Genomic DNA, 23279 nt, shown 5'->3' with positions numbered 1-23279 from the left:
TTTGGTAATGGTGATGCTCGCGGTCGCGGGCCTCTCGGCCCAGGTGCAGATGCCCAATCCCAAAGAGATGTCGGGGCAGCCGCTTCCCGCCACCGACGTGCCGGCGGGCACCGTCACCGTGCGTGTCATCCGCGGCGGGTTCGACAAGGACGTGCCGAACCAGCCGGTGGAGTTCACCATCGACGGCGCGAAGCGCGTGGTGAACACCGATGCCACCGGGCGAGCGACGGTGTCGGGGTTGCGCAGCGGCACCTCGGTCTCCGCGGTGGCCACGGTGGATGGCGAGCGCCTTGAGTCGCAGACGTTTGTGATGGGTTCCAGCGGCATGCGCGTGGCGTTGGTCGCGACGGATCCCGACGACACGGCGCGCGCGGCGGAAGACAAGACCCTGGCGTCTGCGCCCGCGACCAAGGGCATCGTGGTGCTTGGCCCAGGGTCACGGGTGGTGGTGGAACTGGGTGAGGACGGGCTGACCGTCTTTTACCTGATGGAGATCCTGAACAGCGCACGCACACCGGTGGACATCGGCGGGCCGCTGATCTTCGAATTGCCGCAAGGGGCGCGGGGCGTCACCATCCTGGAAGGCTCGTCACCGCAGGGGTCGGCCAACGGGCCGCGCCTCATCGTCACCGGGCCGTTTGCGCCAGGCGCCACCATGGTGGAGGCCGCGTACGAATTGCCGTATCGCGGCGCCACCGTCACGCTCGAGCAGGTGTGGCCCGCCACGCTCCAGCAACTGTCGCTCATTGTTGAGCAGCAGGGCGCGCTCGACATTGCATCACCGCAAATTTCCGGGCGCGGCTCGATGTCGAGCCAGGGCAAACCGTTCATCAGCGCGAGTGGGCCTGCCATCCAGGCCGGGCAGACGCTGACGATCGATTTCAGCGGATTACCGCATCGCCCGGTGTGGCCGATGTGGGTGGCGCTGGCTGTGGGAATCAGTTTCATCTCCTGGGGTCTGTGGTCTGCGTGGACCGCTCCGGCCCGCCGCCGGGTGTGAAACGATCGTGAGTGTCGACTTCGACACGGTCCATGTCGATGACGTCTCGCGGCACTACGGTCGCCGGCGGGCCCTGGCGCACGTCACACTGCAGGCCCGGCAGGGCGAAATCCTTGGGTTGTTCGGGCCGAATGGCGCCGGCAAGTCCACGCTCATTTCCATCCTCTCCACGCTCCTGAGGCCCAGCGGCGGCGGTGTCCGGTATGGCACGCACACCGTGGCGGACACCGGCGATGCCCTTCGCGGGCAAATCGGCGTCCTCGGGCACGACCTGTACCTCTATGGCGACCTGACTGCGCGCGAGAACCTGCGGTTCTTCGGGCGACTGTATGGACTCGACCGGCTCGAGAGCAGGGTGAACGACGCGCTCGCTCGCGCGCGACTCTCCGACCGCGGCGATGATCGGGCCGGGTCGTTTTCACGAGGACTGCGGCAGCGTCTGGCGTTTGAGCGTGCGCTTCTGCATGAACCACGGCTCGTTCTGCTCGATGAGCCGTTCACCGGCCTTGATGATGATTCGGCGCAGGTCCTGATCGAGAGCCTGCGCACCCTTCGCGATGCCGGGCGCATCGTCGTCATGGCCACACACGATTTTGATACGGCCGAGGCCGTGGTGGATCGATCGCTTTGTGTCGACCGAGGACGCGCATGGCCGGTGGCCGACGGCGTGGGCACACTGCGAGAGCGGTACCGGCGCACATTGGCGGAGCGCGTCTGATGGGGTTCCTTCACACGGTGTGGACCATCGCACGCAAAGACCTGGTGATCGAAGCGCGCAGCCGTGAACTGGCCTACACCACGCTGTTTTTCGCCGTGTCGGTGGTGCTCGTGTTTTCCTTCAGCTTTGTGGTCGAGGGCGTGGCCTTGACGGATGCCGCCGCGGGCATCCTCTGGGTCTCGATCGCGTTTGCCGGAACACTCGCCCTGGGGCGGACGTTCGAACGTGAACGGCAGTCGGACACGCTGAAGGCGTTGCTGCTGTCACCGGTGGAGCGTCCGGCAATTTACGTCGGCAAGCTGGTCGGTGTGTTGCTGCTGATGCTGGTCGTCGAAGCTGTCGTCACGCCGGTGGTGGGGCTCCTGTTCCAGGCACCGATCGACAGGGCCCCGCTGCTGCTTGTGGGGTTGCTCGTCACGGGGACGCTGGGCTTTGCCGCCGTGGGGACGCTGTTTGCCGCCATGCTCATTCGCGCCCAGTCCCGGGATGTGCTGCTGCCGGTGTTGTTGTATCCGATAACCGTTCCACTCGTGATTGCTGGCGTGCGGGGCACCGCCGCCATTTTTGCGGCCGAGCCGAACCTGGCCGTGGCGCAGGCGTGGCTGTCGATGCTGATATTCTTTGACGCGGTGTTTCTCACCCTGGCGCTCTGGGTGTTTGGGCCGGTGATGGGCGAGTAGAGGGAGGAGACGTCTTCAATGCAGAGTCGGTCGAAACTGGTTCCGGTGCTGTTGTTCGTGGCGGCCGTGATGTTCTTTCGTGCGCCGTTCATGATTGACGCGGCGCCTTACGAGTCCACGATGGGCTTGATTCAGCGCATTTTTTATTACCATGTGCCATCGGCGATGGTCATGTTCCTGTCGGCCTTTGTGTGCGGCGTGGCGAGCGCCGTCTATCTCGCCAAACGATCGCCACGCGCGGATGCTGTGGCCGTGACAGCCGCTGAACTGGTGGTGGTGTTCGGCCTGATCGTGCTTGTGACCGGGCCCATCTGGGCACGGAAGGCCTGGGGCATCTGGTGGCAGTGGGATGCGCGCCTCACCTCGGCGCTCGTGTTGTGGCTGATCTTCGTGTCGTATCTGCTGCTGCGACGATTCGCCGGCGCCGGTTCCGAGATGTTGGCCGCCGCGGTGGGCGTCTTCGGCATGGCCAACGTCCCGTTTGTGTACTGGTCGGTCAACGTGTGGCGCACGATTCATCCCAACACCAACGTCGTCGCGTCGTTGATTCCCGAGATGCGCGTGCCGTTCTACTGGTGCACCGCCGCGTTTCTCCTACTGTATGTCGCGCTGCTGTTGACCAGGCTCCGCCTCGAGCAGAGTCGGATGGCGCTTGAAGCGGCATATGCGGAGATTGAGGACTGAGGATTGAGCGATTGAGGATCGGGATTGCTGATTGCTGAATCTTGATGGCGGCATTGGGATTGCCGGATTGTGGGATGGTTGCATTGTGGGATTGATGGATTGGGCGATGGGAGATTGTCGATGAAAAAGCTCGGGTGTTGCGTCCTCTTCTTGATGGCTTGTCTAACCGCGCCAATGCTGGCCCAGCAGCCGCCCGTGGCGCAGCCGCCGGCGTCAGCGAACGAGTTTGTTCCGCTGAGCGAGGCCGCGCCGCGTGAAGTGTTGCCGGCCACCCCGCTCGTCTTTTACGCCTATGGATTTGTCTGGGTGGCGTTGCTTGGGTACGTCTTCACGATCTGGCGCCGGATGGCGCAGGTCGAACGGGACCTGGCCGATGTGCAGCGCCGGTTGAAGGATGGGGGAGGCGCGCGCTGATGTTCGCGATGCCTTCGACGCACTTCATCTTCATCCCCGCCACACTTCTGCTTGGAGTGGTGGTCGGCTGGGTGCTGGGATCGCGCGCGGCACGTGACGCGTTCGCCATGGAACTCAAGCGCCGTGAGGAACGGGCCCAGCGAAAAGCAAATTCACACGAGGGGTGAACTTACATTCCAACTTCCAGCCGATTCGCGAGCGCGAGGGGAAGACCCGCGTCAAAGATGCGCTGCTGAGCCGCCACGACGTCGTACTCCACGCGACGCAGTTCCACCGTCCCCGCCCCTTCATCCAACACGCCAAACGCCGCGCGTGGGTCCCCGTCGCGGGGCTGTCCTACCGAGCCGACGTTGACCAGCAGATGTCCTTTGGCGGGCCACGCCACAATGAACGCGCCGTCTTCAAGGGGGGACTGGTCGCGTACGGAGAGGCCGTGGGTGCGAAACACCGCAGGCACGTGTGTATGGGCGTTGAGGCACACCGGCGTGGACGCGGACTCGATCGCGCGGCGCGCGTCGAGTGCATCCTGCACGTAGAAGTCCTCGTCGAACGGCGCGCCGTGGCAAAGCTCGACCGACGGGCTCAGCGTGAGGGGGCCTTTCGGCAATTCGGCAAGACTGGTGAGCGCGGCCGGTGACAGCTGCTCCCGGGTCCACTCGATCGCCATGCGGGCCAGCGGGTTGAACAGCGCCATGTTCTCAAGACCCGCACACGCCTTGTCGTGATTGCCGCGCACAGTCATCACGGGCGCCAGCGTGCGCAGCCGCTGCAGCACCTGCACGGGCGCGCCGTTGTACCCGACGAGATCGCCGAGCAGGACGGCGCGATCGATGCGAAGGCCGCCGGTGGCCATCAACACGGCGTCGAGCGCTTCGATGTTCGAGTGAATGTCCGCGAGGATCAGTGTGCGCATCAATCAGCCTGAAAGGGCATGCCCATCGTCAGGGGCGTGTTGTTGAGGACGTCCATGATGCGATCGGCCACCACCGACGGGCGCATCTTCGACGCCGTCACGCGCACATGTGCCTGACGGGCCCCTTCAGTCCGCGCCGCGTACAGGCGCTCAAGCTGGGGGCGATCCGCCGCAAGCGGCCGGCGGCCATCGAGCGGAATGCGCGGGATGAGTTCGGCGAGCGGTACATCGATCCACACCGACACTCCATCGAGGTTGATCGCCGCGCGGTTGGCCGGGTCCGCGAACGTACCGCCCCCGGTGGCCACCACCACATGGCGCAGCGGCCCAAGGAGGGCGAGGATCTCGCGCTCGACTGCGCGGAAGTACGGCTCGCCCTGCGCGGCGAAGATCTCGGCGATCGTTCGTTTCTCGCGCACCTCAATGAGATGGTCGATGTCTTCGAGCCGCCATCCCATGCGTGTGGCGAGGTGGCGTCCGACGGTGCTCTTGCCGGTCGCCATGAAGCCGACGAGGTAGATCTTGTCGAACGTCATCGCGCCAGCCGCCTGAGGTCGGCCTCAAATGTTGGATAGGAGACCGCCACGCTCTGGGCGCTGTCGATGTGCGTGGGCCCGCTGGCGGCCAGACCGACGAGGGCGAAGGCCATGACCAGGCGATGATCACCCACGGCGTCGGCGCGCCCTCCGGACGCCCGGGCGGTGCGTCCGTCGATCACGAACCCATCGGGCTGTTCCTGGCTGTCCACACCAAGAGCGCGGAGCCCGGTGACAAGCGCCGTGATCCTGTCGCTTTCCTTGACCCGGAGTTCCTGGGCCCCAGAAACCTCAAGACGCCGACCGGCGGCGGCGCAGGCAGCCAGGACCGGGAGTTCGTCAATGATGCCTGGCACCTCGTCGGGGGCTATTCGCGTGTCGGCACAGCCGCCGTACCTCACGTCGATTGAGCCCACGGGTTCGCCGCCCTCCAGTGAATCCTGCGAGGTTGAGACCTCGGCTCCGAGGCGCCGCAGGACGTCGAGAAACCCGATACGGCGAGGGTTGAGCGACACGCCCCGAATCACCACGTGTGACCCAGGGACCGAGGCAGCCGCCGCTGCCCAGACGGCGGCCGACGAGGGGTCTCCGGGCACGCGCAGGCGGGCGGTGGCGGCCGTGGCCCGCTGGCCTCCCGACACGCGAACGCGCAGGCCTTCGACCTCGCACGCCAGGCCGAAGAGCGGCAGGGCCCGTTCGGTATGGTCGCGGGTGGCGGCTGTTTCCACGACCGTGGTGACCCCTGACGCGAACAGGCCTGCCAGCAGCACGGCGCTTTTGACCTGAGCGCTCGGCACCGGGGGCGTCCAGGTGATCCCGGTGAGCGTCTCGCGCCCCTCGATCACCAGAGGCGCCCGGCCGGCCTGGGAGGTGATGACCGCGCCCATCGCGGTCAGCGGGTCGATGACCCGCCGCATGGGCCGGCGCTGGATGGACTCGTCACCCGTCAGGGTGGACCGGAAGGGGTGGGCGGCCAGCAGGCCCGCCAGGAGCCGCATGGTGGTGCCGGAGTTCACCACGTCCAGAGGGCCGGCCGCCGGGGTCCAGTGCCCGCCGGTGACCGCGAGGACGTCCAGGTCCTCAAACTCCAGGTTTGCCCCGAGTGAACGCATGCAGGCCACAGTAGCCGCCACGTCGGCACCCGAGGACAGGTGTTCGATCACGGACCGGCCCGGGGCCAGCGCCGAGAGCATCACGTAACGGTGGGAAATGGACTTGTCGCCGGGAACTTCGAGGTCGCCGCGCACGGCACGAACGGGGGAGACAGTCAGGGGATGCATTTTCCGATACGGCGGACGAGACCAGCCAGCTTAATATGTTACTCGCCTGACGATGCCCACCGACCAACACCTCATCCGCCTGGAGTTGCCCAGTTCGTTCGAGATGCTCGATCTCGTTCAGATTCTCAGTGATCGCCTGTCCCTGCTCGCCGGGTTGGACGAGGACACCACGCATTGGGTCAGTGTGGCCGTGCGCGAGTCGGTGATCAACGCCGTCAAACATGGCAACCGCGAGGATCGAGCCAAACACGTCACGGTGGAGTTCACCCTGGCGCCACGGCTCAAGCCCGCGCGGTTCACCGTGGAAGTGCTCGACGAGGGAGAAGGGTTCGACTACCAGGAGGTCGATGACCCGCTCGCCCCCGAGAACCTGATGAAGTCGAGCGGCCGCGGGATTTTTTTCATGCGCAACTTCATGGACGACGTGGCGATCGCGCGGCGGCCTGAGGGCGGGATGTCCGTGCGCCTGGTCAAGAACCTCCAGTAGGTGGCGCTCGATCCCCGGTTCCTGGCGGTCGCGGTCGAGGCGGCCCTGGCTGCCGGTCGCCTTCAGCGTCACTACTTCCGCAGCGACCTCAAGATCGAGAAGAAGGGCGTCATCGATCTCGTGACCGAGGCCGACCTCGCGGTCGAGCAGGACATTCGCGAGCGGCTGGCCCGGCACTTTCCGGCGCACACTGTGCTTGGGGAAGAAGCGGCACAGTCCGCCCCAACCGGCGCGTCACCGTACCGCTGGATCGTGGACCCGATCGATGGCACCACCAATTTCGCGCACGGCCTGCCGCTGTTTTGTGTCTCGATTGCGCTCGAGGTGGACGGCCGCGTCGAGGTCGGCGTGGTTCACGTCCCGATGCTGGACGAGTTGTTCACCGCCGAACGCGGTATGGGCGCGCGGCTGAATGGCCGCCGTCTGTCGGTAACGCATGAGTCGTCGTTGATTGACTCGCTGTTGGTGACTGGATTCCCGCCGCAGGCGGCCGACCGGCGCGGCGAACAGTTGGCGGTGTTCGGGGAGTTCCTCGGTCGTGCACGGGCGGTGCGGCGGCTGGGGTCGGCCGCGCTCGACCTGGCGTTTGTTGCGGCCGGGCGCTTCGACGGGTTCTGGGAGCATTCGCTGCACGCCTGGGATGTGGCGGCCGGGGCGTTGCTGGTTGAGGAAGCCGGGGGCCGCGTGACCGATTTTTCGGGTGGCGCCTTCGACAATTTCGGCGGGCAGTTGCTGGCGTCCAACGGCCGGATTCATGCTGAACTGGTTGATGTGCTTGGGGACGTCCGGCGCAGGTTGGCCGAGACGGGGTGAACTCACGAGGGGACAGCAGTCCGGTCCGGTTCGAGAATGTCGGCCTAGAATCCCCCGGCTGCGATTGGCATCAATCCTGCTGCTGGGGTAGTCAGGCGCGACGAACGCGCCCGTTCAAGGAGAATCGTATGAGTCGGATGATGCAGAGGGCAGCAATGGGCGCGGCAGCGGTGGCGCTTGTGCTCGGGACCGCGGCAACGGCGTCCGCGCAGGTGGTGCACTCGATCGGGTTTGGCGCGGGGATCTTTTCGCCACGCAGTCTTGACGCGCGCGATATCGATGACGTCCTGGTCGAAAACCTGAATACGCTCTCGTTCGACATCAAGGACTTCCGCGGAGGCCAGGTCTTCGGCGAGTGGGCCATGAGTTTCAACGACCGCGTGGAACTGGCGCTGGGCGGAGGGTACTACCGCCGCACGGTGCCCAGCGTCTACACCGACTACATCAACAACAACGGCCGGGAAATTGAGCAGGACCTGCGACTGCAGGTGGTGCCAATGTCCGCGATCGTCCGGTTCCTGCCTGTTGGGCGTGCCGGCAAAGCGCAGCCGTACCTGGGCGGTGGCATCAGCGCGCTGCGGTGGCGGTATTCGGAAATTGGCGAGTTCGTGGACTTCAACGACAACTTCGCAGTGTTTCGCGATCGGTATATCGCCAACGGCACGACGCTGGCGCCTGTGGTGCTCGGCGGCCTGCGCCTGCCACTGGGCGGTGACGTTTACGCGCTGAACACCGAGTTCCGGTATCAGTTCGGCTCGGGAGACCTGGGCGCCAACTCAGGATTCCTGACCGAGAAGATCGACCTGAGCGGACTGAACTTCACGGTCGGCTTCCAGATTCGGTTCTGACATAGAGCACCACACCTCCGCCGTGGGCGGCGCGCGTGAATCCCGTGAGGAATGCGGGATTCACGCGCGCGAGTGCGGCCAGCGTATCCCCACCCTCGGCTGATTCTTCAATCAGCATCCATTTCACGTAAGGCCGCGGCGCGGCAAGCGCTGCCGTCCACAGGTCCCCGTTGCCCTCGTGCAGAAAATCGCGAAGTTCGAAACCGTGCGCGGCGAGCTGCTGCATGTAGTGGCCGAGTGAACCCATGCTGGCCATGACGGGGGAGCCGTCCCAGACGTGAGTCAGCGCGGCCGTCACGGCCCGCCTCGCTTCGCTTGTGGGCTGCTCGCGTTGTGCCTCGCGCACCATCGGCGCCGACTGGTCCAGAGGGGGCGTCATCCAGAGGGCGAACGCGAGAAGAGCTGCGGCGGCCGGGCTGTGTAGCCGCTGGGGCAACCGGGCGAGCGCGAACGCGCCGATGACCGGCACGGCCACAATCAGGGCGGTCATGTATCGAATGCGGACCGGATGCCCGCTGAAGAACGCGTACGCGGGCAGGGCAGCCGCCGCGGCCAATGTGAGCGGCAGAAGTGATCGCGCGATGCCCTCACGCGATCGAGCCATGATCGCCTGTCCGGCAGCCGCGACGCAGGCGATCGCGCCGGCCAGGCCAAACCACTGCAACCACGGGCCGCCGAGTTCGGTGACGCCCTCGGCTACCTGACTCAACGCCCGACCCAGATCGCCCAGTGCCGGGTTGTTGGCCTCGAAAAATCCAGACGTCACGAACCACTGGCCGGTGCTTCCCCAACTGAGCAACAGGAACGCGATGACCGCAGCCGCGGGATACAGCGCGAGACGCGCGGCGCGCGGGATCGACACAACTGAAGCCGCAGCAACAAGGGCCGTCGTGATGAACCATCCCTCGTAACGCGTGAGCATCAGTGCGGCGAGTACGGTGCCGGTGCGCAGCGTTTGCTCTGGCTCAGGGCGCTGCAGCCAGCGGTCCATGGAGACGAGCGCGGCAAGCGAGAGTCCGAAGAGCAGAGGTTCGGTCATGGGCGTGCTCTGGAGGTAGAGCACGTTCGGGTTCAGGAGAATCACCAGCGGTACGGCCATGGCAATGGCCCACGAAGAGGTGGCCCGCCATAGCCAGCCTGCAAGGGCGCCCAACCCGGCGGACAGAAAGCCCACCGACAGCGCGATGCCCGACCAGCCCGTGCGATAGCTCCAGTCCCACTGCACGGGGAGGGCGTTGAGCAGGTGCGGCAGGGGCAGCCAGACCGCGCCAATCTGCCGCCAGCCGGGCGTGAGCCCGTCGATCGTGCGTCGCGCCACCACCAGATGCCCGCGTGCGTCGTAGTGGCTGAGCGTCAGGTCGAGATGCGCGTAGTAGAGGGCGGCCGCGACTCCCGCCACGGCGGCACACACCGTCACCAGCCGGGTGATCCGCAGCGCCCGGGCGGCGTCAGCTATACTGGTCAGGTTGTCAACGGCAGTGGCGTGCACGTGTGCGAGTCATTGTAGCTTCCCGCCCAAATCCCCACCCACATGGATCAGTTTGTCGCCTGGCTGGAGCCGATTGTCGAACGCTTCGGCGGCGTGGGAATGTTCATCCTCGCGGCGGTGGATTGTTCGTTCATCTCGATGCCGAACGCGAGCGACGTGCTCATCATCTGGCAGACCATCGAGCACCCGGACCGATGGGCCTACTACGCCTTCATGACCACGATGGGTTCGGTGGTCGGGTCCATGGTGATCTACGAATTTGGCCGGCGGGGTGGCGAGGCCTTCCTGTCGCGGCGCTTCAAGCCCGAGAAAGTCGCCAGGGTTCGGGCGGTTTTTGCGCGATACGGGATGTGGGCGATTGTTGTGGTGGCGATGTTGCCGCCCCCGGCGCCCTACAAGGTCTTCCTCCTCCTGGCGGGGGTTGGGGGGCTCGGTCCCGGTGTGTTCGCCCTGTCGGTGGTCATCGGCCGCGGCCTCAGATATGGCATCGAGGGCTGGCTGGCGCGGGTGTACGGCGAAGCGGCGGCCCAACTGGTGAAAGACAATATGGCCGCATTCGCCTGGTGGATGCTGGCCGGCTGCCTGGTCGCCGGGGCCATGGTTCTCGTATGGCGGCAGCGCTCGGGACGCCGCCGGGCAGCATAATATGAACGCCGTGGACCTGTCGGTCGTCATCCCCGTGTACAACGAGGCCGAAAACCTCGAGGCGTTGTGCCGAGAATTCACCGAGACGCTCGGCGCCTGGGGCCGTTCGTTCGAGGTGATCCTGATCGATGACGGCAGTACCGACGGGTCGTTCGAGATACTTCGTCGCCTGCAGGCCGGCGACCCGCGACTGCGCGTGATCCAGTTCCGCCGCAACTTCGGCCAGACCGCCGCATTCGCCGCGGGGTTTGCGTACGCGCGCGGGCGGTTGATCGCGACCGCCGACGGCGATCTGCAGAACGACCCCAGGGACATTCCGGCCATGGTGGCGCGCATTGAAGGCAAGGGCACCAGCGGGGCACCGGGCGATGCCGGCGCATTCGACATCGTCTGCGGCTGGCGCAAGGACCGCAAAGACACGTTTATCAACCGACGCCTGCCGTCCGTGATCGCCAATCGGCTGATTTCGTGGGCCACCGGCGTCAAGCTCAACGACTACGGATGTTCGTTGAAGGTCTTCCGGGCCGAGGTGGTCAAGCCCCTGAAGCTGTACGGCGAGATGCACCGTTTCCTGCCGGCACTCGCCAGCGAGATGGGCGTCCGCATTGCCGAGCACGTGGTCAATCACCGCGCGCGCCAGTTTGGGCGGACGAAGTACGGCATTTCGCGAACGATCCGGGTGGTGCTCGATCTCGTGACGGTGAAGTTCCTGCTGAGTTATTCCACCAGGCCCCTGCAGATCTTCGGGTTGTTCGGGTCGATCATGGGCATCGCCGGCGGCGTTCTGCTCGCGTTCCTCGGCTACATGCGCCTGACGCGAGGGTGGTCGGCCGATGGACCCATCCTTCTGCTTGGCGTATTGCTCGTGTTTACCGGCGTGCAGTTGCTGACGATCGGCCTGCTCGCGGAATTGCAGGCGCGCACCTACCACGAGTCGCAGGGCAAGCCGATCTACGTCGTTCGGCAAGTGATCGAAGATTCGGACCCGGCCAGAACGTCGGCGCCCCGGTCTACAAGAGATGTTTGAAAGGGACAAAAATCCGATGAAGTGTGTTGCAGGACTTGTGGGAATGACCGTGCTGGCGCTGGCCGGAGCCGCGCAGGCACAGACGGTGCCGGCGGCGGCTGCGCCGGCTCAGAGGACAGCGCCGACCGTGCGCCAGGCCGATACGACGAGTAAATGGTTCCTCGGCGCGTTGTCGGGTATCCAGGTGGTTGATCACGGCGCGCCGGTCGCCGGGGGCGAGTTTGGCATCCGGTTGCGCAGAAACGTCCAGGTGGTTGTGGGTGCCACACGCATGTGGGACGTGGTCACCTCAAGCCGCGTGGATGAAGTGAACTCCTTCGCCAGCTATCTGCAGCAGACGCAGGGGAAGCCGGCGAGCGGCAGCATTGACGCGCCGGCCTGGGTGGCGACAGCCGGGCTGCGGTACATCCATGAAACCACGGTGGGTGTGCGGCCGTACGTCATGGCCGACGTGGGTATGGGGCGTGTGGAATACCGTCCGACGTTCATCCTGAACGCTCGGGATATTACGACCGGCGTGAGCCAATACGGCGTGACGCTCGGGCGTGACCTGCTCGGGCCGGGCAACCATCTGGCCTATGGCGCCGGCGCCGGCCTGGTGTTCGGCGACAAGTGGTACCTGGATTTGGGCGTACGGTTGACGCGGATCAACACGCCTGACCATGTCACCGATGTGCGGCGGATCAGCATCGGGATGGGGCGGCGGTTCTAGACATGGTGCGTCGGCGTCTCGCCGGGTTGGCGGTAATGGTGGCCGCTGCCGGGTGTGGGCAGAGTCCCACCGCTCCGCGACAGATTCCAATTCCATTGGCCGGCGGCGGAGTGTTGACGCCGCCAATCATCGCGTCGATCTCCGGGCCCACGAGCCGGCGGGAAGCCGGCGTGGATATTCCGCTCGTCGCCGTGGTCCAGGATGCCGAGACGCCGGTTGCGGATCTGTCCTATGCCTGGGCCGCAAACGTCGGCACCATCATCGGCAACGGAGCACGCGCGACGTTTCGCATGGCGTCAGGCATCCAGAAGGGCGTGGACGTCGTCGTTACGCTGACGGTGACCGAGAACCGCAAAAACCGGGAGTTCAAGGTCGTGGGCCAGGCCACTCCGTTCCGCGTGCATGATTCGGTCGCCGAGTTGAAAGAGATCAGCCGCCGATTCCTGATGGACCTGTTCGGGCACTCCGACATTCCGCCGATTGGATGCCTGGTGGACTTCAGCGAGAACGGTCCCTGCAAACAGGGCAGGGCCGATGAGCTGCAGGACCTCATCAACCACCGCCGTGACTACGTGGTCCTGGACCGGCGTATGAATGGGCAACAGGTCGTGTTCACCGGGACTGATTCAGCCCGTGTGGACAATGATGCCTGGTTCATGGATCGCTATTTCCCGACCGGCAAGATCGGGACAACCACCGGAAATTTTCCTCTCACCGCCGTGTACGAAACCCAGAGATGGTGGCTGTGCGCCAGCGGGTTCGACGATGACCTGGCGGGTGATGGCGGCATCGCGACGATCAAGCGCAACCGCATGCGGGCCCGCGGCCGCATCCTGAAGTAAGGCGTCTTCTCGGGCTGGAACGTAGCTCGGGCTGTTCCTCAAGCCCGAGTCTACCCCCGTCGCCAGCGCGCGAACGTGCGCACGGCGATGAACCAGTCGCGCATGCCGATCTTCTTGCCATCGGCGCGACTGCGCGGGTAGTACCGTATCGGCACCTCCACGATGGCGTGGCCGCGCGCCAGGACCTTGGCGCTGATCTCGTGGTCGAGTTCGAAGCCTGAGGTGACGAGCGCCAGTTCGTTGAGCAGTGCCCTCGGGAAGAGCTTGAGCGCCGTGACGGTGTCCGTCAGATATCGTCCTGTGAATGCCCAGCAGACCAGGCTGAGACTGGTGCCGCCGAGATAGGCCGTCAGGCCCTGCTGGGGATAGGGGCCGCGATGCGCGATGTAGCGGCTGCCGTACACGACGGTCGCGCCCCCACGGAAGGCCGCGGTGAACATCGGGACGTAGTCGCGCGGGTCGTATTCAAGATCCGCGTCCTGGATCAGGACGTAGTCGCCGGTGGCCGCCCCAATGCCGGCGCGAACCGCACTGCCTTTGCCGCCGTTCGCCTTGCGCAGGAGCGTGACGCCTGGAATCGCGGACACGACCTCGGCGGTACGGTCCTTCGAGCCGTCATCCACCACGATGAGTTCGAGCGTCACCCCCAGTGCCGACAGGTCCACTGACTGAATCTGCGCCAGGAGTTGTCCGATGAATCGGTCCTCGTTGTACGCAGGAATCACCACAGAGACGCGCGGGTTCGGCGTCATGGCGCGCCCCCGGACGCCGGCCGAAGCCTCGACTCCACGGCGGCAAGGTCCTCAGGCGTATTGATGCCTTGTGCCTCTTCGGCCGCAATCTCGAACGTCGTCACCGTGGTTCGCGCCGCAAGCCAGGGAAGAAAGGGGAGGAAGTTGCGCTCGCCGGTTGCCGCGCCACGCTCGGCGGCACGCGCGTATTCAGGAAGCAGATTCTCGAATGCCTCACGCGAGAGAGAGAAGAGACCGGAGTCACTTGTGCCCGTCCCTGGCATGGTGTCGCCTTCGCGGCGCTGCCGGACGGCCACCAGGCGGCCGTCTGCGTCGCGCTCGAAGTGGATGTAGGGCACAGGCTGCGTGACCACGGGCATGATGGCAGCGAGGTCCGGCGATGCCGCTTCAATCGCCGCCAACCGAGTCACCGTATCGGCTGAAATGCCAACTTGGTCGCACCAGGTAATCCAGACGCGCGCCGGATTCCACTTCAGTACCGCTGTTCGCGCTTCGAGGATGGCGTCGAGCATCCCGGTCGGCGCGGCCTGTTCGGTAAACGCCAAGGGCGTCACGTCACCCTGCAGGTGGTGTGCGACGGCAGCGTGGCTGTCAGGGTGCACCACGATGACCGCGGCGCCGGCCACGTGCCGGTAGCGTTCGAGAATGTGGTCGATCATGGCGCGGCCCGCCACGGGGGTCAGGACCTTCGGCAGGACTGAGCCCAGTCGGGTGCCCAGTCCTGCCGCCGGAACCAAAAGAACGCGCGTCACCAGCTGCCGGGAAGCCTCAGCGCCTCGACAGTGCCGAGCCCAACGACGCCGGCCTGGGGCCGCTGCCCACCCAGAGGTTGCGGTAGATGGCGCCGGCAAACGAGCCCGACTCGATGTTCGAGTCGTTCGCCCCGAGGTAAACCGTATGGGGGAACGGGTTGTAGGTTCCCTGCGTGGCCTCAGACCGGTCGTAGATGATTGGGCCTGTCGCGCCGCCTTCGCGCACCGTCAGCCGGAACGTGGAGCCCCACGTCGCGGTCCACAGGTACGTCGTATTGGGATTGAGTGAACGAACGCCTGCGGCACGAGCCCCGAAGTCGGGCTCATATTTGAGGGAAGAATCGCCCATCAGCACTTTGTACGAAATGGCGTTGTCAGGGTTGCCGGGGATGCCGCGGTACTGCACGTTGAACAGGTACTTGCTGTCGAACAGCCGGCCTGTGCCGTCCATCATGGAGAAGATGCGGGCCTTCTCGCTCGGCTTGTTCGGCGCCAGGCCTTCGACTTCCACAGAGATTTCACCCGACGTCAGCGTGAGCGCCAGTTGATAGCGGACAAACGACGTGACATCGTCCACGCGGAGACCGCGTGTGCCCAGGAACGTGGTGGCGCCGATGCGAGTGCCAATGGTCTCGCCGCCGGTCAGCGGATCGTAGAGTTCGCCAGGGCGGTTGAAGCCCGCCACCTTCGTCCTGAACTGGGCGGTGGCCGACCATGCCGATGTGGCGCCGCCCTGGCTCATGCGTGCGCGCCAATACATACGCGTGGAGGGCGCCAGGTCTGCTTCGGCGGTGTAGCTGGTGGTCCCGAGCGCGCTCTCGGCCACACCCGACCGCGCTGCGAGCGTGGTAAGGAAATCGGTGCGGTCTGAGATCTGGAACTCGTATGTCTTTGCGCCGTTGCTGCTCGACGAGCCGTTGCGTACCGTCAGTGTCGGGCGCACGGTGTCAATCTGCGCGTCGTTGACGGGCGACTCGGGGGTCGGCGCGGTCAACTGTGCCGACCCCGGCGCCGTGGGGGAGTCACCCAGGGTGACCGAACGGGGGCCGCTCTCGCCGCTGCAGGCGACCATCGCGCCGACACTCGCCACGATGGCCACCATCAGGAATTTCTGCACTCTCATTACTCATCCTCCGACAAGGCGTACTGTGACTGTTGGCCGGCATGTGCCGGAGATCCGAGCGTGCTCATCATCGCACGGGATCGGGAAGTGTTTTCAGATGACGGGACGGGTCGTGTTTGACCTTGTACGCCCGCCGCAGGAACTTCACGTACGGCACCACCTGTTTCATGGCGCCGACGTTGACCTGACAGGGGCTCAGGCACGTGGGGCATGTCTCACGCTTGAGTGTCTCGCGTCCTTCGAGCTGGCTCGCGCCGAAGTACAAGTCGCCGGCCGGCGTGTCGAGCACGTTGCCCAGTTTCTGGGAGTTCTCGCAATAGAACAACTCGCCGTTCGGATTAAGCAGCAGCCCCTGGCGCTGGAACGGGCACGGCATGGTGCGGTGGTAGCCGTTCGCAATCATGTCGGCGTAATGCAGGTACATGAACGACTGGCCGCTCAGAATTGACTCGCCCGCCACCTGATCCAGGAAGAATTCGCGCATGAACTCTTCTTCGCGCGACCCGAACCCGATCTTGGTTTCGAGTTCCGCGTTGTGCAGCATGTTGTCGGTGAACCGCAGCATGTTGAACACGATGTCGAGATTCTTCGAACGCGCCCACTCCCGGATGTTCCTCGCGTCGTCGAGATTCTGCGCGAAGATGGTGGAAGCGATGCCGAACTGAAAGTGCGGCGAACGCGCGGCGAGCGCCTGCATGGCCTCGATGGTCTTGTTGGCCTTGTCGAATCCGCGCTTCACGTTGCGAACCTGGTCGTGCATGTCGCCGACGCCGTCGATGGACACGCGGATGCTGACCAGCAGGTTCTTTTCACCGCAGAAGTCCACGATGCGCGTGAGCATCGGAATGGCGCGTTGCGGCGTCAGCCCGGTGGTGTTGATGCCCACCTTCCGCATGCGGGGGAGCCGGCGGTGAAACATCTCCACCAGTTCCGGCAGGTCGTTACGCGTCGTCGGCTCGCCGCCCGAGATGTTCAGGTTTTCGACGTCGCTCCAGAACGGGCTGTCCATGACGCCGTCCATCTGCGCGAGCGTCATGTCTTCCTTGCGGTTGCCCCATTTCCAGTTGTTGCACATCTCACACTGGGCATCACACACCCAGGTGCAGTTGTAGATGAAGACCGTGGGCTTGATGGCACGCACCTGCGCCACGGCCGTCTGTATCAGGTCGCGCGGCACGCCGGCGACAGACTTGGCGAGGTAGCGAAGGCGAAACGTCTCGGTGGACATGGGACCCTTCAATCATAAACCGCGGTGGAGGGCCGGGCAACTCGGGTAACATGGCAACGCGTTGACTGCATGACGCTCATCCGCCCAAGTGTGTTTCGTCGCCGGTCCCGTTTGAGGGTGGTCCTGTTCTCGGGTGGTCGAGGGTCGGGTGCCCTGGCGCGTCAGCTGACCCATCATCAGGCCATCGACCTCACCGTGGCGATCAACGGGTATGACGATGGGGCGTCCACGGGGGAGGTGCGCCGATTTCTGGGCGATAGCCTCGGGCCATCAGACTTCCGGAAAAACGCCTCGCGGCTGGCCACGGAGCTCTCAACGGCCCCCGCAGAGCTTGTGGCGCTGCTCGATGGCCGGCTCCCCGTAGGCTGCGATGCGCAGGAGGCGCGCGCCGCAATGGCTGCGGCCAAGCGAGGCGATCAGCCCTGGACGGTCGCGGTGTCGCGCTACCTCGAGGCATTTGAGCGGGAACTCGATCGCACCGGGCGCCCGTTCGAGTTCTCCGACTGCAGCCTGGGCAACCTCGTATTCGCTGGCGCGTTCCTGGCAGCGGAACACAACTTCAATCGCGCGGTCGCCGACTATTGCTCGCTGCTGAATCTGCCTGCGGGGCTGGTGGAGAATGTCACCGATGGTACGAACGCCTACCTGGTGGCGGTGGACACTGCAGGACGGTTGCTCGCGAGCGAAGAGGACGTGGTGGATGCGAAGCGCCAGAACCGCATCGCCGACATCTATCTAATCGGGCGGCCGCTTGAGCCTGCCGAGCAGTCGCACGTGGCCGCACTCAGTCCCGCAGAGCGCGATCAGTTTCTGGAAGGGCGATCGGTGCCGGTGCACGTGAATCCGGCGGTGGTGGCCGCATTGCAGGACGCAGACCTGATCATCTACGCGCCGGGCACCCAGCACTCGAGTCTGTTTCCGTCGTATCTTACGCCGGGCCTGAGCGCAGCCATTGCCGGAAACCTCACGGCGATCAAACTCCTCATCACCAATCTGTATCAGGACGCAGAAATCACGGGCGCCAGCGCCGTCGACATCATCAACCGGGCCCTGTATTACCTGTGTGAGAAGGGCCGGGCCACAGTGCCAACCCCGTGCCTGATCACGCACTACCTGCTCAACGATCCTGGCCGTGAGTCACCCGTGCCGTATGTGCCGCTTGGTGCGGTTGAAGCGCTCGAGGACCCGAGGCTCGTGCGCATTGGCAACTACGAGGATGGCGTCACTGGCCATCACGATGCCGAGAAGCTGCTCAAACCGTTTGTGGCGTCGCTGCTTGGGTCGGATCGCGAACCCACCGTCGCTGTGTATCTGCACGACGCCGATTCCCCCAACAAGCTGCTCCAGACGCTGCTCGAGATGGTCCGGGGCGGGATGGGCGACCTGCCGCTCCGGGTGACGGTGGTGCACACCGCGCATGCGGTGGATGCCGGGCTCGCGGCGTCGTTGCCGTTCGCCGTGCGGTTCGTCGCACAGTCCCAGGTGCTCGATGTCCTGCGGGGCGGGGAGTTCGAATACGTGATCCTGTTCGAGTCGTCCGGGATGTATCGGGGAGAAGACATTGTTGCGCTGGCCTCGCAACTCGCGTTTGTCCGGCTCGATGCTGTGTGGGGCAGCCGGCGGCTGTCGATCAGGGATGTTGAAGAGGCGATGGCGCTGCGGTACCGCCACAACTGGTGGCTCAAGACGGCCAGCCATCTCGGCAGCCATCTGCTGAGCGCGCTTTACCTCGTGTTGTTCGGCCGCTACATCAGCGATACACTTTCAGGTGCGAGGGCCGTTCGGGCGAAGTACCTCCGTGGAGTGAATGTCGATCCGGCCCTCAAACTTGCGAACCACCAGTTACTGGCCTCGCTCTTGCGGGACCGGCCAGAGGTTCTTGAGATCCCGGTTCGGTTTTTCCCCATTTCCCCCAAACGCGTGAAACGGACCTCGGTGTTCGAGGGCTTCCGCGCCGTGTGGGAAATTGTGGTGCGGCGCCTGTCGCCCGCGCCTGGGGCGACGCGCCCCGAGGGCGGGGCCTGAGTCTTGTTGCGGAGAGCGGACGTGCATAGCCAGAGTTCGACTGAAGGCCCGACCGGGCAGTATGAATCGGTTCCGTGCAACCTGTGCGGCGGGACGGACCTGGCGACGGTACTTCCCGCCACGCAACGTACCGAAATCGAGCTTGAGGTCCGATTCAAGAGTTCCAGCGATGAGGCGCTGCACGACCCCCTTGTGGAGTGCCGGTCGTGCGGACTGCAGTTCGTGAACCCCCGGTTGCGCGCCGACGTGATTCTCGGCGGCTACCGCGACGGCACGGACGAGACATTTGTCTCGCAGGCGCCGGCCCGCGAACGGACCTTCGCCAAAGCGCTCAACATGATCGAACGGCTCGCGCCCCACCGGGGGCACATGCTGGACGTTGGCACAGCCGCCGGCTCATTCCTCCATGTCGCGAAGGTGCGCGGCTGGACGGTGTCGGGGTGTGAGCCCAACACCTGGCTCGGCGCCTGGGGCAAACGCACATACGGCATCGACATTCAGCCCGGCACGTTGTTCGAACAGCACTACGCCGACGCGACGTTTGATGTGGTGACGGTGTGGGACGTGCTGGAGCATACCCACGATCCCCAGGGCTTTCTCGGGGAGTGCCAGAGGGTGCTCAAACCCGGCGGCCTGCTCATCGTGAACGTACCGGATATTGGCAGTTGGCTCGCGCGACGCATGGGGCGTCACTGGCTGATGCTGCTGAGCACGCATCTGTACTACTTCACCCGGCAGACGCTCGGGCAGATGCTGCAGCGGGTTGGCTTTCAGGTGGTCCGGATGAAGCCGCACATCCAGTGGCTGGAACTGGGCTATGTCATCAAACGGGGAGAGCCTGTGGCCGGGCCCGTGGCGCGGCTGGCCGGCAAGCTCACCTCGGGCGTGGGCGCCGCCGGTCTTCATGTGCCGTATTGGATCGGCCAGACCCTCGTCATCGCGCGCAAGCGCGCGTGACGTCCGGCCGCGTGGCTATTTGACGACTTTGAATACTTCGACGCTGCCGCGCCAGTAGACCGGCTGGAACAGACTCGGGTGCAGCGCAAATTTCTGCACCGACGCACCGTTGACCTTCCGCTCCACGTCACCCACGTAAAAATAGTCCACGCCCAGCTCGACAAACGCGGTGTGAGCGACCTCCGCTGACGGGCTCTGATACGCTTCATGCACGCGCGCCATCGCGGGTTGGTATCGCAGGGGATTCAGTGTGAACAGCCCGTTGCCCACCGCCATCCGTCGTCGGGCAAACGCCGTGACAAAAGCCCAGGTATTGCGATCGCGCGGCAGCGCGTCGGTCTGCACGGTGGCCGTCGGAGGCAGAACGGCGTGAATGTACTGCGCCGCAGCGTCATCGTCTGGACTGATGTGAACGGTCCAGGGGAAGTTGCCCGGACTGTTCTCGATGTTCGAAATATCCCGAGCGTTGTACCAGTCGAGCGCCACCGTCGGCAGCGCCACGATCGCTCCGAGCAGCAGCAGCGCTGAGAGCGCGATCGATCGCACCCCGCCTGCAGCGCGCCAGTTGTCGATGGCGAATGCGAGCAGAATCCCCAGGCACAGATACATCAGGTGACCGGTGCGGAAGGTCACCTGCGTGTTTTCGTGGCCGCGAAGATCGACAAAGAGAAAGACGACCGTGATGACCGCGAGGATCGACGCCAGCGTGATGACCAGCCGGCTCGATGCGCGAAACGCCGCGCGCAGGCCAAGCGGCGCAAGAAACAACGCCGGGCCAAAGCTGAGCAGCACAAAGGTCCACGGCCCGCGCAGGAAGAAACGGTTCCATCCAACAAGAAACGCATTCGGCGTGGATTGCACCATGCCAAGACCGAGCGTGAGGCCAAGCAAGAGCAACACCATGACTGCGGCTACCGAGCGCGAGACAAACCAGGCGCCGAACCCGCGGCCACGCTCGGCAGCCAGGATCGCCACCTGCGCGACGGCGTACGACCCCACGAGGAGCGTTCCATTAAAGCTGCTGATCGCGAGCATCGCGCCCAGCAGCAGCCCCTCGAGAATCGAGGGGGCCAGCGTATTGGCTCGTCGGGCGCGGGCGACGACGAGCAGCAGGATGAACACCAGGGTCAGCGCCATCAGGTGCTGGGGGGTCCACCACATCGCGCGCTGGAACCCATCCACGCCCGGCAGATTCCAGACCCACCGCGTGACGGCGTCGATGTTCCATGTACGGAATTCGGCGATGGGCCTGCCGGTCGCGATTTGATCCCACAAGAAATACGCACCCTCGAAGCTCGAGGCGAGCAGAATCGTGGACCACGAGATCGCAGTGGCCAGCGCGGACGCGCCGAAATTGCGGACGGCCAGGAAGCCGACGCTGATGAACACCAGCGCCATCGCCGTATCCGTAAGCATGATGGCCGGGTCCACGGGCAGTACCGGCCTCAGCTGCGAAAAGACCCCAGGCAGTGTGAAGTAGGTCCAGTAGTAGGGGAATGCTTCGAGCGGTGAGAAGGGATTGGCCAGTGGCACCGTGCCCTTGGCGAATTCAGCGACCACCGTCATGTGGACGAAGAGATCTGCGTTGAAGTACGCACGATACGCCAGGCCCAGGGGCGTTGTGTTCCCGACCAGTGCAAACACTGGCCCCACCACTCCGAGCGTCAGCAGCCACAACACGGCGAGGGCGAGGCGATCGGGCGCGTCCAGCCGGACGAGCGCGATGACGCCAGGTTGCGGCCGCCGGAAGGCCCATAGTCAGCACCAGGGCGAGGCCGGTGATGGCCGCCAGCACGGCGAAGGGGGACGAGACACCCACCAGTCGCAGCGCCGCGCAGGTCACGGCGCCGGCGACGTACCCCAGCGGCAACGCCAGAATGGCGCGGCTCAACGCGTCGGCGTCGTCACCGGCAACCCAACGGGCCAGCCACCAGCCCGGCAAGGTGAAGATCGCCGCAATCAGGAAATAGAGAGGCAGGTCGATGAACGAGGGGAGCATCGCCCACGAGGACAGGAGCACGCCAACGGCGACCATGAAGACCAGGCCGCGGTTGACGGTTCGAATCATGGGCGAGGAGATCGTTCCACCAACGGAGAAGTGAGTCAAGAGAAGGGCCCGGACACACGAAGGGCGGCCGAGGTGGCCGCCCTTCGTGCGTCACAAAAACGATCGAACTAGCGGCGGGCGGAAGGGCTTGCCAGCACGTCCGGGAACGGGAACTGCGGCCGCGTCTGCAGTGGCGATACCCAGAGGTTCTTCGCGATCATGCCCGCGGCGGTCGCGTCGATGGCACCGGCGCGTCCGACGGGAGCGCCGATGTGAATGACGTGCGGGATGGGGCGATAGGCGCGCGTACTCGTGCCCCGCGTGGCGCTGTACATGACCTGGCCGTTGGGCCCACCGCGCCTGACTTCCAGGGTGAAGAGGTCATTGCGCCAGGTGCAGCGCCACAGGTACCACTCTTCGTCGTTGAAGTCGACCACAATGCGCGGCGTGTCGTGAATGTGCTCTTCGTCCCCGGCATCGCCGGTGATGATGCGGGCCTGAACGGCACCTGGCGTGACGTAGGCACGGCCACGGAGTTCCGCGGTCATGCGGTAGTCGTTGGACGTAATGTCACCACCATTTTCCTGCATCGACATGATCTTCGACTTGTCGCCGGGGTTGGACTCATCAACACCCTTGACCATCATTGAGAAGGTGCCTTCAGTCAACGTGGTGGGCAGCGTGTAGGTGATGCGGCTGGTCTGATCAAGCAGCTTGACACCAACGCCCGGCAGCCACTGCACGTTGCCAAACACCGTGCCGACGGTCTTACCATCGGTCAATGAGTCGAAGATCTCATTGCCTCGGATGTAGGAGGGTGGAATGTCCGGCGCCTTGAACGTGAAGGTTGAGGACCAGGGGCCGAACGCACCGCTATAGGTGGCGCGGACGCGCCAGGTATACAGGGCACTGGTATCGAGCTGGTTGGGCAGCACCCAGGTTGTGGTGGCGCCGCTCGACTGCGGAACCTTCGGATTGGCGATCAGCGTCCCGGCAGGGTTGCTGCCGAGCAGTCGCACTTCATACTCGAGGGTGACCGGGAACGAGATGTTGGTGCCGGACACGTTGGTGGAGACGAGCGAAATGTTCGTCGTCGTGGTCACCTGCTGGTTGTTGGCAGGTGACTGCAGTGTTGGTGCCGGAACCTTCAGCGTGGATCCGCCCGGGCCCAGATCATCAGAGGCCGGTGCGGTCGGTGATGGAATCGACTGGGTGCCGGGCTGGCTGCAGGCCACAGCCACCGCCAGGATGAGGGTGCCGGACACGAGGGCGAATGCAGAAGTCGTACGCATGCTGAGAGTTTCTCC

Annotated in this window: 26 protein-coding genes; 15 read left to right on the top strand and 11 right to left on the bottom strand. The window is 64.9% G+C overall.

Annotated elements, in window-relative coordinates; translation table 11 throughout:
• The first annotated feature begins 7 nt into the window (after nt 1–7).
• The 6 genes from IPL75_14775 to IPL75_14750 all read left to right on the top strand — a co-directional run bounded on the left by IPL75_14775 (nt 8) and on the right by IPL75_14750 (nt 3663).
• Complete coding sequence (locus IPL75_14775) at nt 8–1000, top strand: hypothetical protein (protein ID MBK9241487.1); 993 nt, start codon at nt 8–10, stop codon at nt 998–1000.
• 7 nt (nt 1001–1007) lie between these two features.
• Nucleotides 1008–1718, top strand: a complete 711-nt coding sequence (locus IPL75_14770) for an ABC transporter ATP-binding protein (protein MBK9241486.1) — start codon at nt 1008–1010, stop codon at nt 1716–1718.
• The gene (locus IPL75_14765; protein ID MBK9241485.1) at nt 1718–2398 is read left to right on the top strand and encodes a heme exporter protein CcmB; all 681 of its coding nucleotides are present in this window, start codon (nt 1718–1720) and stop codon (nt 2396–2398) included. Before IPL75_14770 ends, IPL75_14765 begins: the two co-directional genes overlap by 1 nt.
• 18 nt (nt 2399–2416) lie before the next feature.
• Entirely contained in the window at nt 2417–3082 is a 666-nt protein-coding gene (gene ccsA, locus IPL75_14760) for a cytochrome c biogenesis protein CcsA (GenBank protein MBK9241484.1), read from the top strand.
• 153 nt (nt 3083–3235) lie between these two features.
• Nucleotides 3236–3496, top strand: a complete 261-nt coding sequence (locus tag IPL75_14755; GenBank protein MBK9241483.1) for a CcmD family protein — start codon at nt 3236–3238, stop codon at nt 3494–3496.
• On the top strand, nt 3496–3663 hold the full coding sequence (locus IPL75_14750; protein ID MBK9241482.1) for a hypothetical protein: 168 nt from the start codon (nt 3496–3498) through the stop codon (nt 3661–3663). The genes IPL75_14755 and IPL75_14750 overlap by 1 nt, the downstream gene beginning before the upstream one ends.
• A 2-nt stretch (nt 3664–3665) precedes the next feature.
• On the opposite strand, the gene IPL75_14745 is transcribed toward IPL75_14750, so the two are convergent.
• From IPL75_14745 to aroA, 3 genes are read right to left on the bottom strand one after another with little or no spacing between them, the layout of a single operon-like run.
• Nucleotides 3666–4409: a metallophosphoesterase family protein gene (locus IPL75_14745; protein ID MBK9241481.1), complete on the bottom strand. Its 744-nt coding sequence runs from the start codon at nt 4407–4409 to the stop codon at nt 3666–3668.
• Nucleotides 4409–4945, bottom strand: a complete 537-nt coding sequence (locus IPL75_14740) for a shikimate kinase (GenBank protein ID MBK9241480.1) — start codon at nt 4943–4945, stop codon at nt 4409–4411. The genes IPL75_14745 and IPL75_14740 overlap by 1 nt, the downstream gene beginning before the upstream one ends.
• Nucleotides 4942–6225, bottom strand: a complete 1284-nt coding sequence (gene aroA / locus IPL75_14735) for a 3-phosphoshikimate 1-carboxyvinyltransferase (protein ID MBK9241479.1) — start codon at nt 6223–6225, stop codon at nt 4942–4944. Before aroA ends, IPL75_14740 begins: the two co-directional genes overlap by 4 nt.
• Nucleotides 6226–6277: 52 nt before the next feature.
• On the opposite strand from aroA, the gene IPL75_14730 reads away from it, so the two are divergent.
• The 3 genes from IPL75_14730 to IPL75_14720 all read left to right on the top strand — a co-directional run bounded on the left by IPL75_14730 (nt 6278) and on the right by IPL75_14720 (nt 8373).
• The gene (locus tag IPL75_14730) at nt 6278–6712 is read left to right on the top strand and encodes an ATP-binding protein (protein ID MBK9241478.1); all 435 of its coding nucleotides are present in this window, start codon (nt 6278–6280) and stop codon (nt 6710–6712) included.
• Nucleotides 6713–7525 carry an inositol monophosphatase gene (locus IPL75_14725; protein ID MBK9241477.1) on the top strand — a complete coding sequence of 271 codons (813 nt, stop codon included), beginning with the start codon at nt 6713–6715 and terminating at the stop codon, nt 7523–7525. It begins immediately after the preceding gene.
• 137 nt (nt 7526–7662) lie between these two features.
• The gene (locus tag IPL75_14720) at nt 7663–8373 is read left to right on the top strand and encodes a hypothetical protein (GenBank protein ID MBK9241476.1); all 711 of its coding nucleotides are present in this window, start codon (nt 7663–7665) and stop codon (nt 8371–8373) included.
• Here IPL75_14720 and IPL75_14715 read toward each other — a convergent pair.
• A complete protein-coding gene (locus tag IPL75_14715) occupies nt 8345–9862 on the bottom strand; it encodes a hypothetical protein (protein MBK9241475.1) in 1518 nt (505 codons plus the stop codon). The two genes, IPL75_14720 and IPL75_14715, sit on opposite strands and share 29 nt — an antisense overlap.
• A 42-nt stretch (nt 9863–9904) precedes the next feature.
• Here IPL75_14715 and IPL75_14710 point away from each other — a divergent pair, with 42 nt between their 5' ends.
• Genes IPL75_14710 through IPL75_14695 form a run of 4 tightly spaced genes read left to right on the top strand, consistent with a single transcriptional unit; the run spans nt 9905 to nt 13088 of the window.
• Nucleotides 9905–10507 carry a VTT domain-containing protein gene (locus tag IPL75_14710; GenBank protein MBK9241474.1) on the top strand — a complete coding sequence of 201 codons (603 nt, stop codon included), beginning with the start codon at nt 9905–9907 and terminating at the stop codon, nt 10505–10507.
• A gap of 10 nt (nt 10508–10517) precedes the next feature.
• Nucleotides 10518–11534 (top strand): glycosyltransferase family 2 protein, encoded by a 1017-nt coding sequence (locus tag IPL75_14705; protein MBK9241473.1) that lies wholly within the window; start codon nt 10518–10520, stop codon nt 11532–11534.
• Between the two features lie 16 nt (nt 11535–11550).
• Nucleotides 11551–12246, top strand: coding sequence for an outer membrane beta-barrel protein (locus tag IPL75_14700; protein MBK9241472.1), 696 nt, complete (start codon nt 11551–11553; stop codon nt 12244–12246).
• Nucleotides 12247–12248: 2 nt separating this feature from the next.
• On the top strand, nt 12249–13088 hold the full coding sequence (locus IPL75_14695; GenBank protein MBK9241471.1) for a hypothetical protein: 840 nt from the start codon (nt 12249–12251) through the stop codon (nt 13086–13088).
• A gap of 50 nt (nt 13089–13138) precedes the next feature.
• Here IPL75_14695 and IPL75_14690 read toward each other — a convergent pair whose 3' ends face one another.
• From IPL75_14690 to IPL75_14675, 4 genes are all read right to left on the bottom strand, one after another.
• Complete coding sequence (locus IPL75_14690) at nt 13139–13840, bottom strand: glycosyltransferase family 2 protein (protein ID MBK9241470.1); 702 nt, start codon at nt 13838–13840, stop codon at nt 13139–13141.
• A complete protein-coding gene (locus tag IPL75_14685) occupies nt 13837–14592 on the bottom strand; it encodes an NTP transferase domain-containing protein (protein ID MBK9241469.1) in 756 nt (251 codons plus the stop codon). The genes IPL75_14690 and IPL75_14685 overlap by 4 nt, the downstream gene beginning before the upstream one ends.
• A gap of 16 nt (nt 14593–14608) precedes the next feature.
• On the bottom strand, nt 14609–15715 hold the full coding sequence (locus tag IPL75_14680; protein MBK9241468.1) for a hypothetical protein: 1107 nt from the start codon (nt 15713–15715) through the stop codon (nt 14609–14611).
• A 67-nt stretch (nt 15716–15782) separates the two neighbouring features.
• Complete coding sequence (locus IPL75_14675) at nt 15783–16943, bottom strand: radical SAM protein (protein ID MBK9241467.1); 1161 nt, start codon at nt 16941–16943, stop codon at nt 15783–15785.
• 117 nt (nt 16944–17060) lie between these two features.
• Here IPL75_14675 and IPL75_14670 point away from each other — a divergent pair, with 117 nt between their 5' ends.
• Nucleotides 17061–18968, top strand: a complete 1908-nt coding sequence (locus IPL75_14670) for a YvcK family protein (GenBank protein ID MBK9241466.1) — start codon at nt 17061–17063, stop codon at nt 18966–18968.
• A 21-nt stretch (nt 18969–18989) separates the two neighbouring features.
• The gene (locus IPL75_14665) at nt 18990–19925 is read left to right on the top strand and encodes a class I SAM-dependent methyltransferase (protein ID MBK9241465.1); all 936 of its coding nucleotides are present in this window, start codon (nt 18990–18992) and stop codon (nt 19923–19925) included.
• A 15-nt stretch (nt 19926–19940) separates the two neighbouring features.
• Here IPL75_14665 and IPL75_14660 read toward each other — a convergent pair whose 3' ends face one another.
• The 3 genes from IPL75_14660 to IPL75_14650 form a co-directional block, all read right to left on the bottom strand.
• Nucleotides 19941–21569: a hypothetical protein gene (locus IPL75_14660; GenBank protein MBK9241464.1), complete on the bottom strand. Its 1629-nt coding sequence runs from the start codon at nt 21567–21569 to the stop codon at nt 19941–19943.
• Nucleotides 21475–21993, bottom strand: a complete 519-nt coding sequence (locus IPL75_14655; protein MBK9241463.1) for a hypothetical protein — start codon at nt 21991–21993, stop codon at nt 21475–21477. Before IPL75_14655 ends, IPL75_14660 begins: the two co-directional genes overlap by 95 nt.
• A gap of 107 nt (nt 21994–22100) precedes the next feature.
• Nucleotides 22101–23264 (bottom strand): hypothetical protein, encoded by a 1164-nt coding sequence (locus IPL75_14650; protein ID MBK9241462.1) that lies wholly within the window; start codon nt 23262–23264, stop codon nt 22101–22103.
• Nucleotides 23265–23279 lie beyond the last annotated feature (15 nt).

Source organism: Acidobacteriota bacterium, assembly GCA_016716905.1.
Taxonomy (GTDB): domain Bacteria; phylum Acidobacteriota; class Vicinamibacteria; order Vicinamibacterales; family SCN-69-37; genus SYFT01.
This window is presented reverse-complemented; position numbering and strand designations above follow the sequence as displayed.

What these genes read in the sequence shown, in the direction of transcription:
- IPL75_14765 (MBK9241485.1), top strand. Translation starts at nt 1,718, where the DNA reads ATGGGGTTCCTTCACACGGTGTGGACCATCGCACGCAAAGACCTGGTG.
- aroA (MBK9241479.1), bottom strand. Translation starts at nt 6,225, where the DNA reads ATGCATCCCCTGACTGTCTCCCCCGTTCGTGCCGTGCGCGGCGACCTC.
- IPL75_14675 (MBK9241467.1), bottom strand. Translation starts at nt 16,943, where the DNA reads ATGTCCACCGAGACGTTTCGCCTTCGCTACCTCGCCAAGTCTGTCGCC.
- IPL75_14755 (MBK9241483.1), top strand. Translation starts at nt 3,236, where the DNA reads ATGGCTTGTCTAACCGCGCCAATGCTGGCCCAGCAGCCGCCCGTGGCG.
- IPL75_14650 (MBK9241462.1), bottom strand. Translation starts at nt 23,264, where the DNA reads ATGCGTACGACTTCTGCATTCGCCCTCGTGTCCGGCACCCTCATCCTG.
- IPL75_14730 (MBK9241478.1), top strand. Translation starts at nt 6,278, where the DNA reads ATGCCCACCGACCAACACCTCATCCGCCTGGAGTTGCCCAGTTCGTTC.
- IPL75_14740 (MBK9241480.1), bottom strand. Translation starts at nt 4,945, where the DNA reads ATGACGTTCGACAAGATCTACCTCGTCGGCTTCATGGCGACCGGCAAG.
- IPL75_14745 (MBK9241481.1), bottom strand. Translation starts at nt 4,409, where the DNA reads ATGCGCACACTGATCCTCGCGGACATTCACTCGAACATCGAAGCGCTC.
- IPL75_14690 (MBK9241470.1), bottom strand. Translation starts at nt 13,840, where the DNA reads ATGACGCCGAACCCGCGCGTCTCTGTGGTGATTCCTGCGTACAACGAG.
- IPL75_14695 (MBK9241471.1), top strand. Translation starts at nt 12,249, where the DNA reads ATGGTGCGTCGGCGTCTCGCCGGGTTGGCGGTAATGGTGGCCGCTGCC.
- IPL75_14750 (MBK9241482.1), top strand. Translation starts at nt 3,496, where the DNA reads ATGTTCGCGATGCCTTCGACGCACTTCATCTTCATCCCCGCCACACTT.
- IPL75_14710 (MBK9241474.1), top strand. Translation starts at nt 9,905, where the DNA reads ATGGATCAGTTTGTCGCCTGGCTGGAGCCGATTGTCGAACGCTTCGGC.
- IPL75_14720 (MBK9241476.1), top strand. Translation starts at nt 7,663, where the DNA reads ATGATGCAGAGGGCAGCAATGGGCGCGGCAGCGGTGGCGCTTGTGCTC.
- IPL75_14680 (MBK9241468.1), bottom strand. Translation starts at nt 15,715, where the DNA reads ATGAGAGTGCAGAAATTCCTGATGGTGGCCATCGTGGCGAGTGTCGGC.
- IPL75_14700 (MBK9241472.1), top strand. Translation starts at nt 11,551, where the DNA reads ATGAAGTGTGTTGCAGGACTTGTGGGAATGACCGTGCTGGCGCTGGCC.
- IPL75_14775 (MBK9241487.1), top strand. Translation starts at nt 8, where the DNA reads ATGGTGATGCTCGCGGTCGCGGGCCTCTCGGCCCAGGTGCAGATGCCC.
- ccsA (MBK9241484.1), top strand. Translation starts at nt 2,417, where the DNA reads ATGCAGAGTCGGTCGAAACTGGTTCCGGTGCTGTTGTTCGTGGCGGCC.
- IPL75_14655 (MBK9241463.1), bottom strand. Translation starts at nt 21,993, where the DNA reads ATGATTCGAACCGTCAACCGCGGCCTGGTCTTCATGGTCGCCGTTGGC.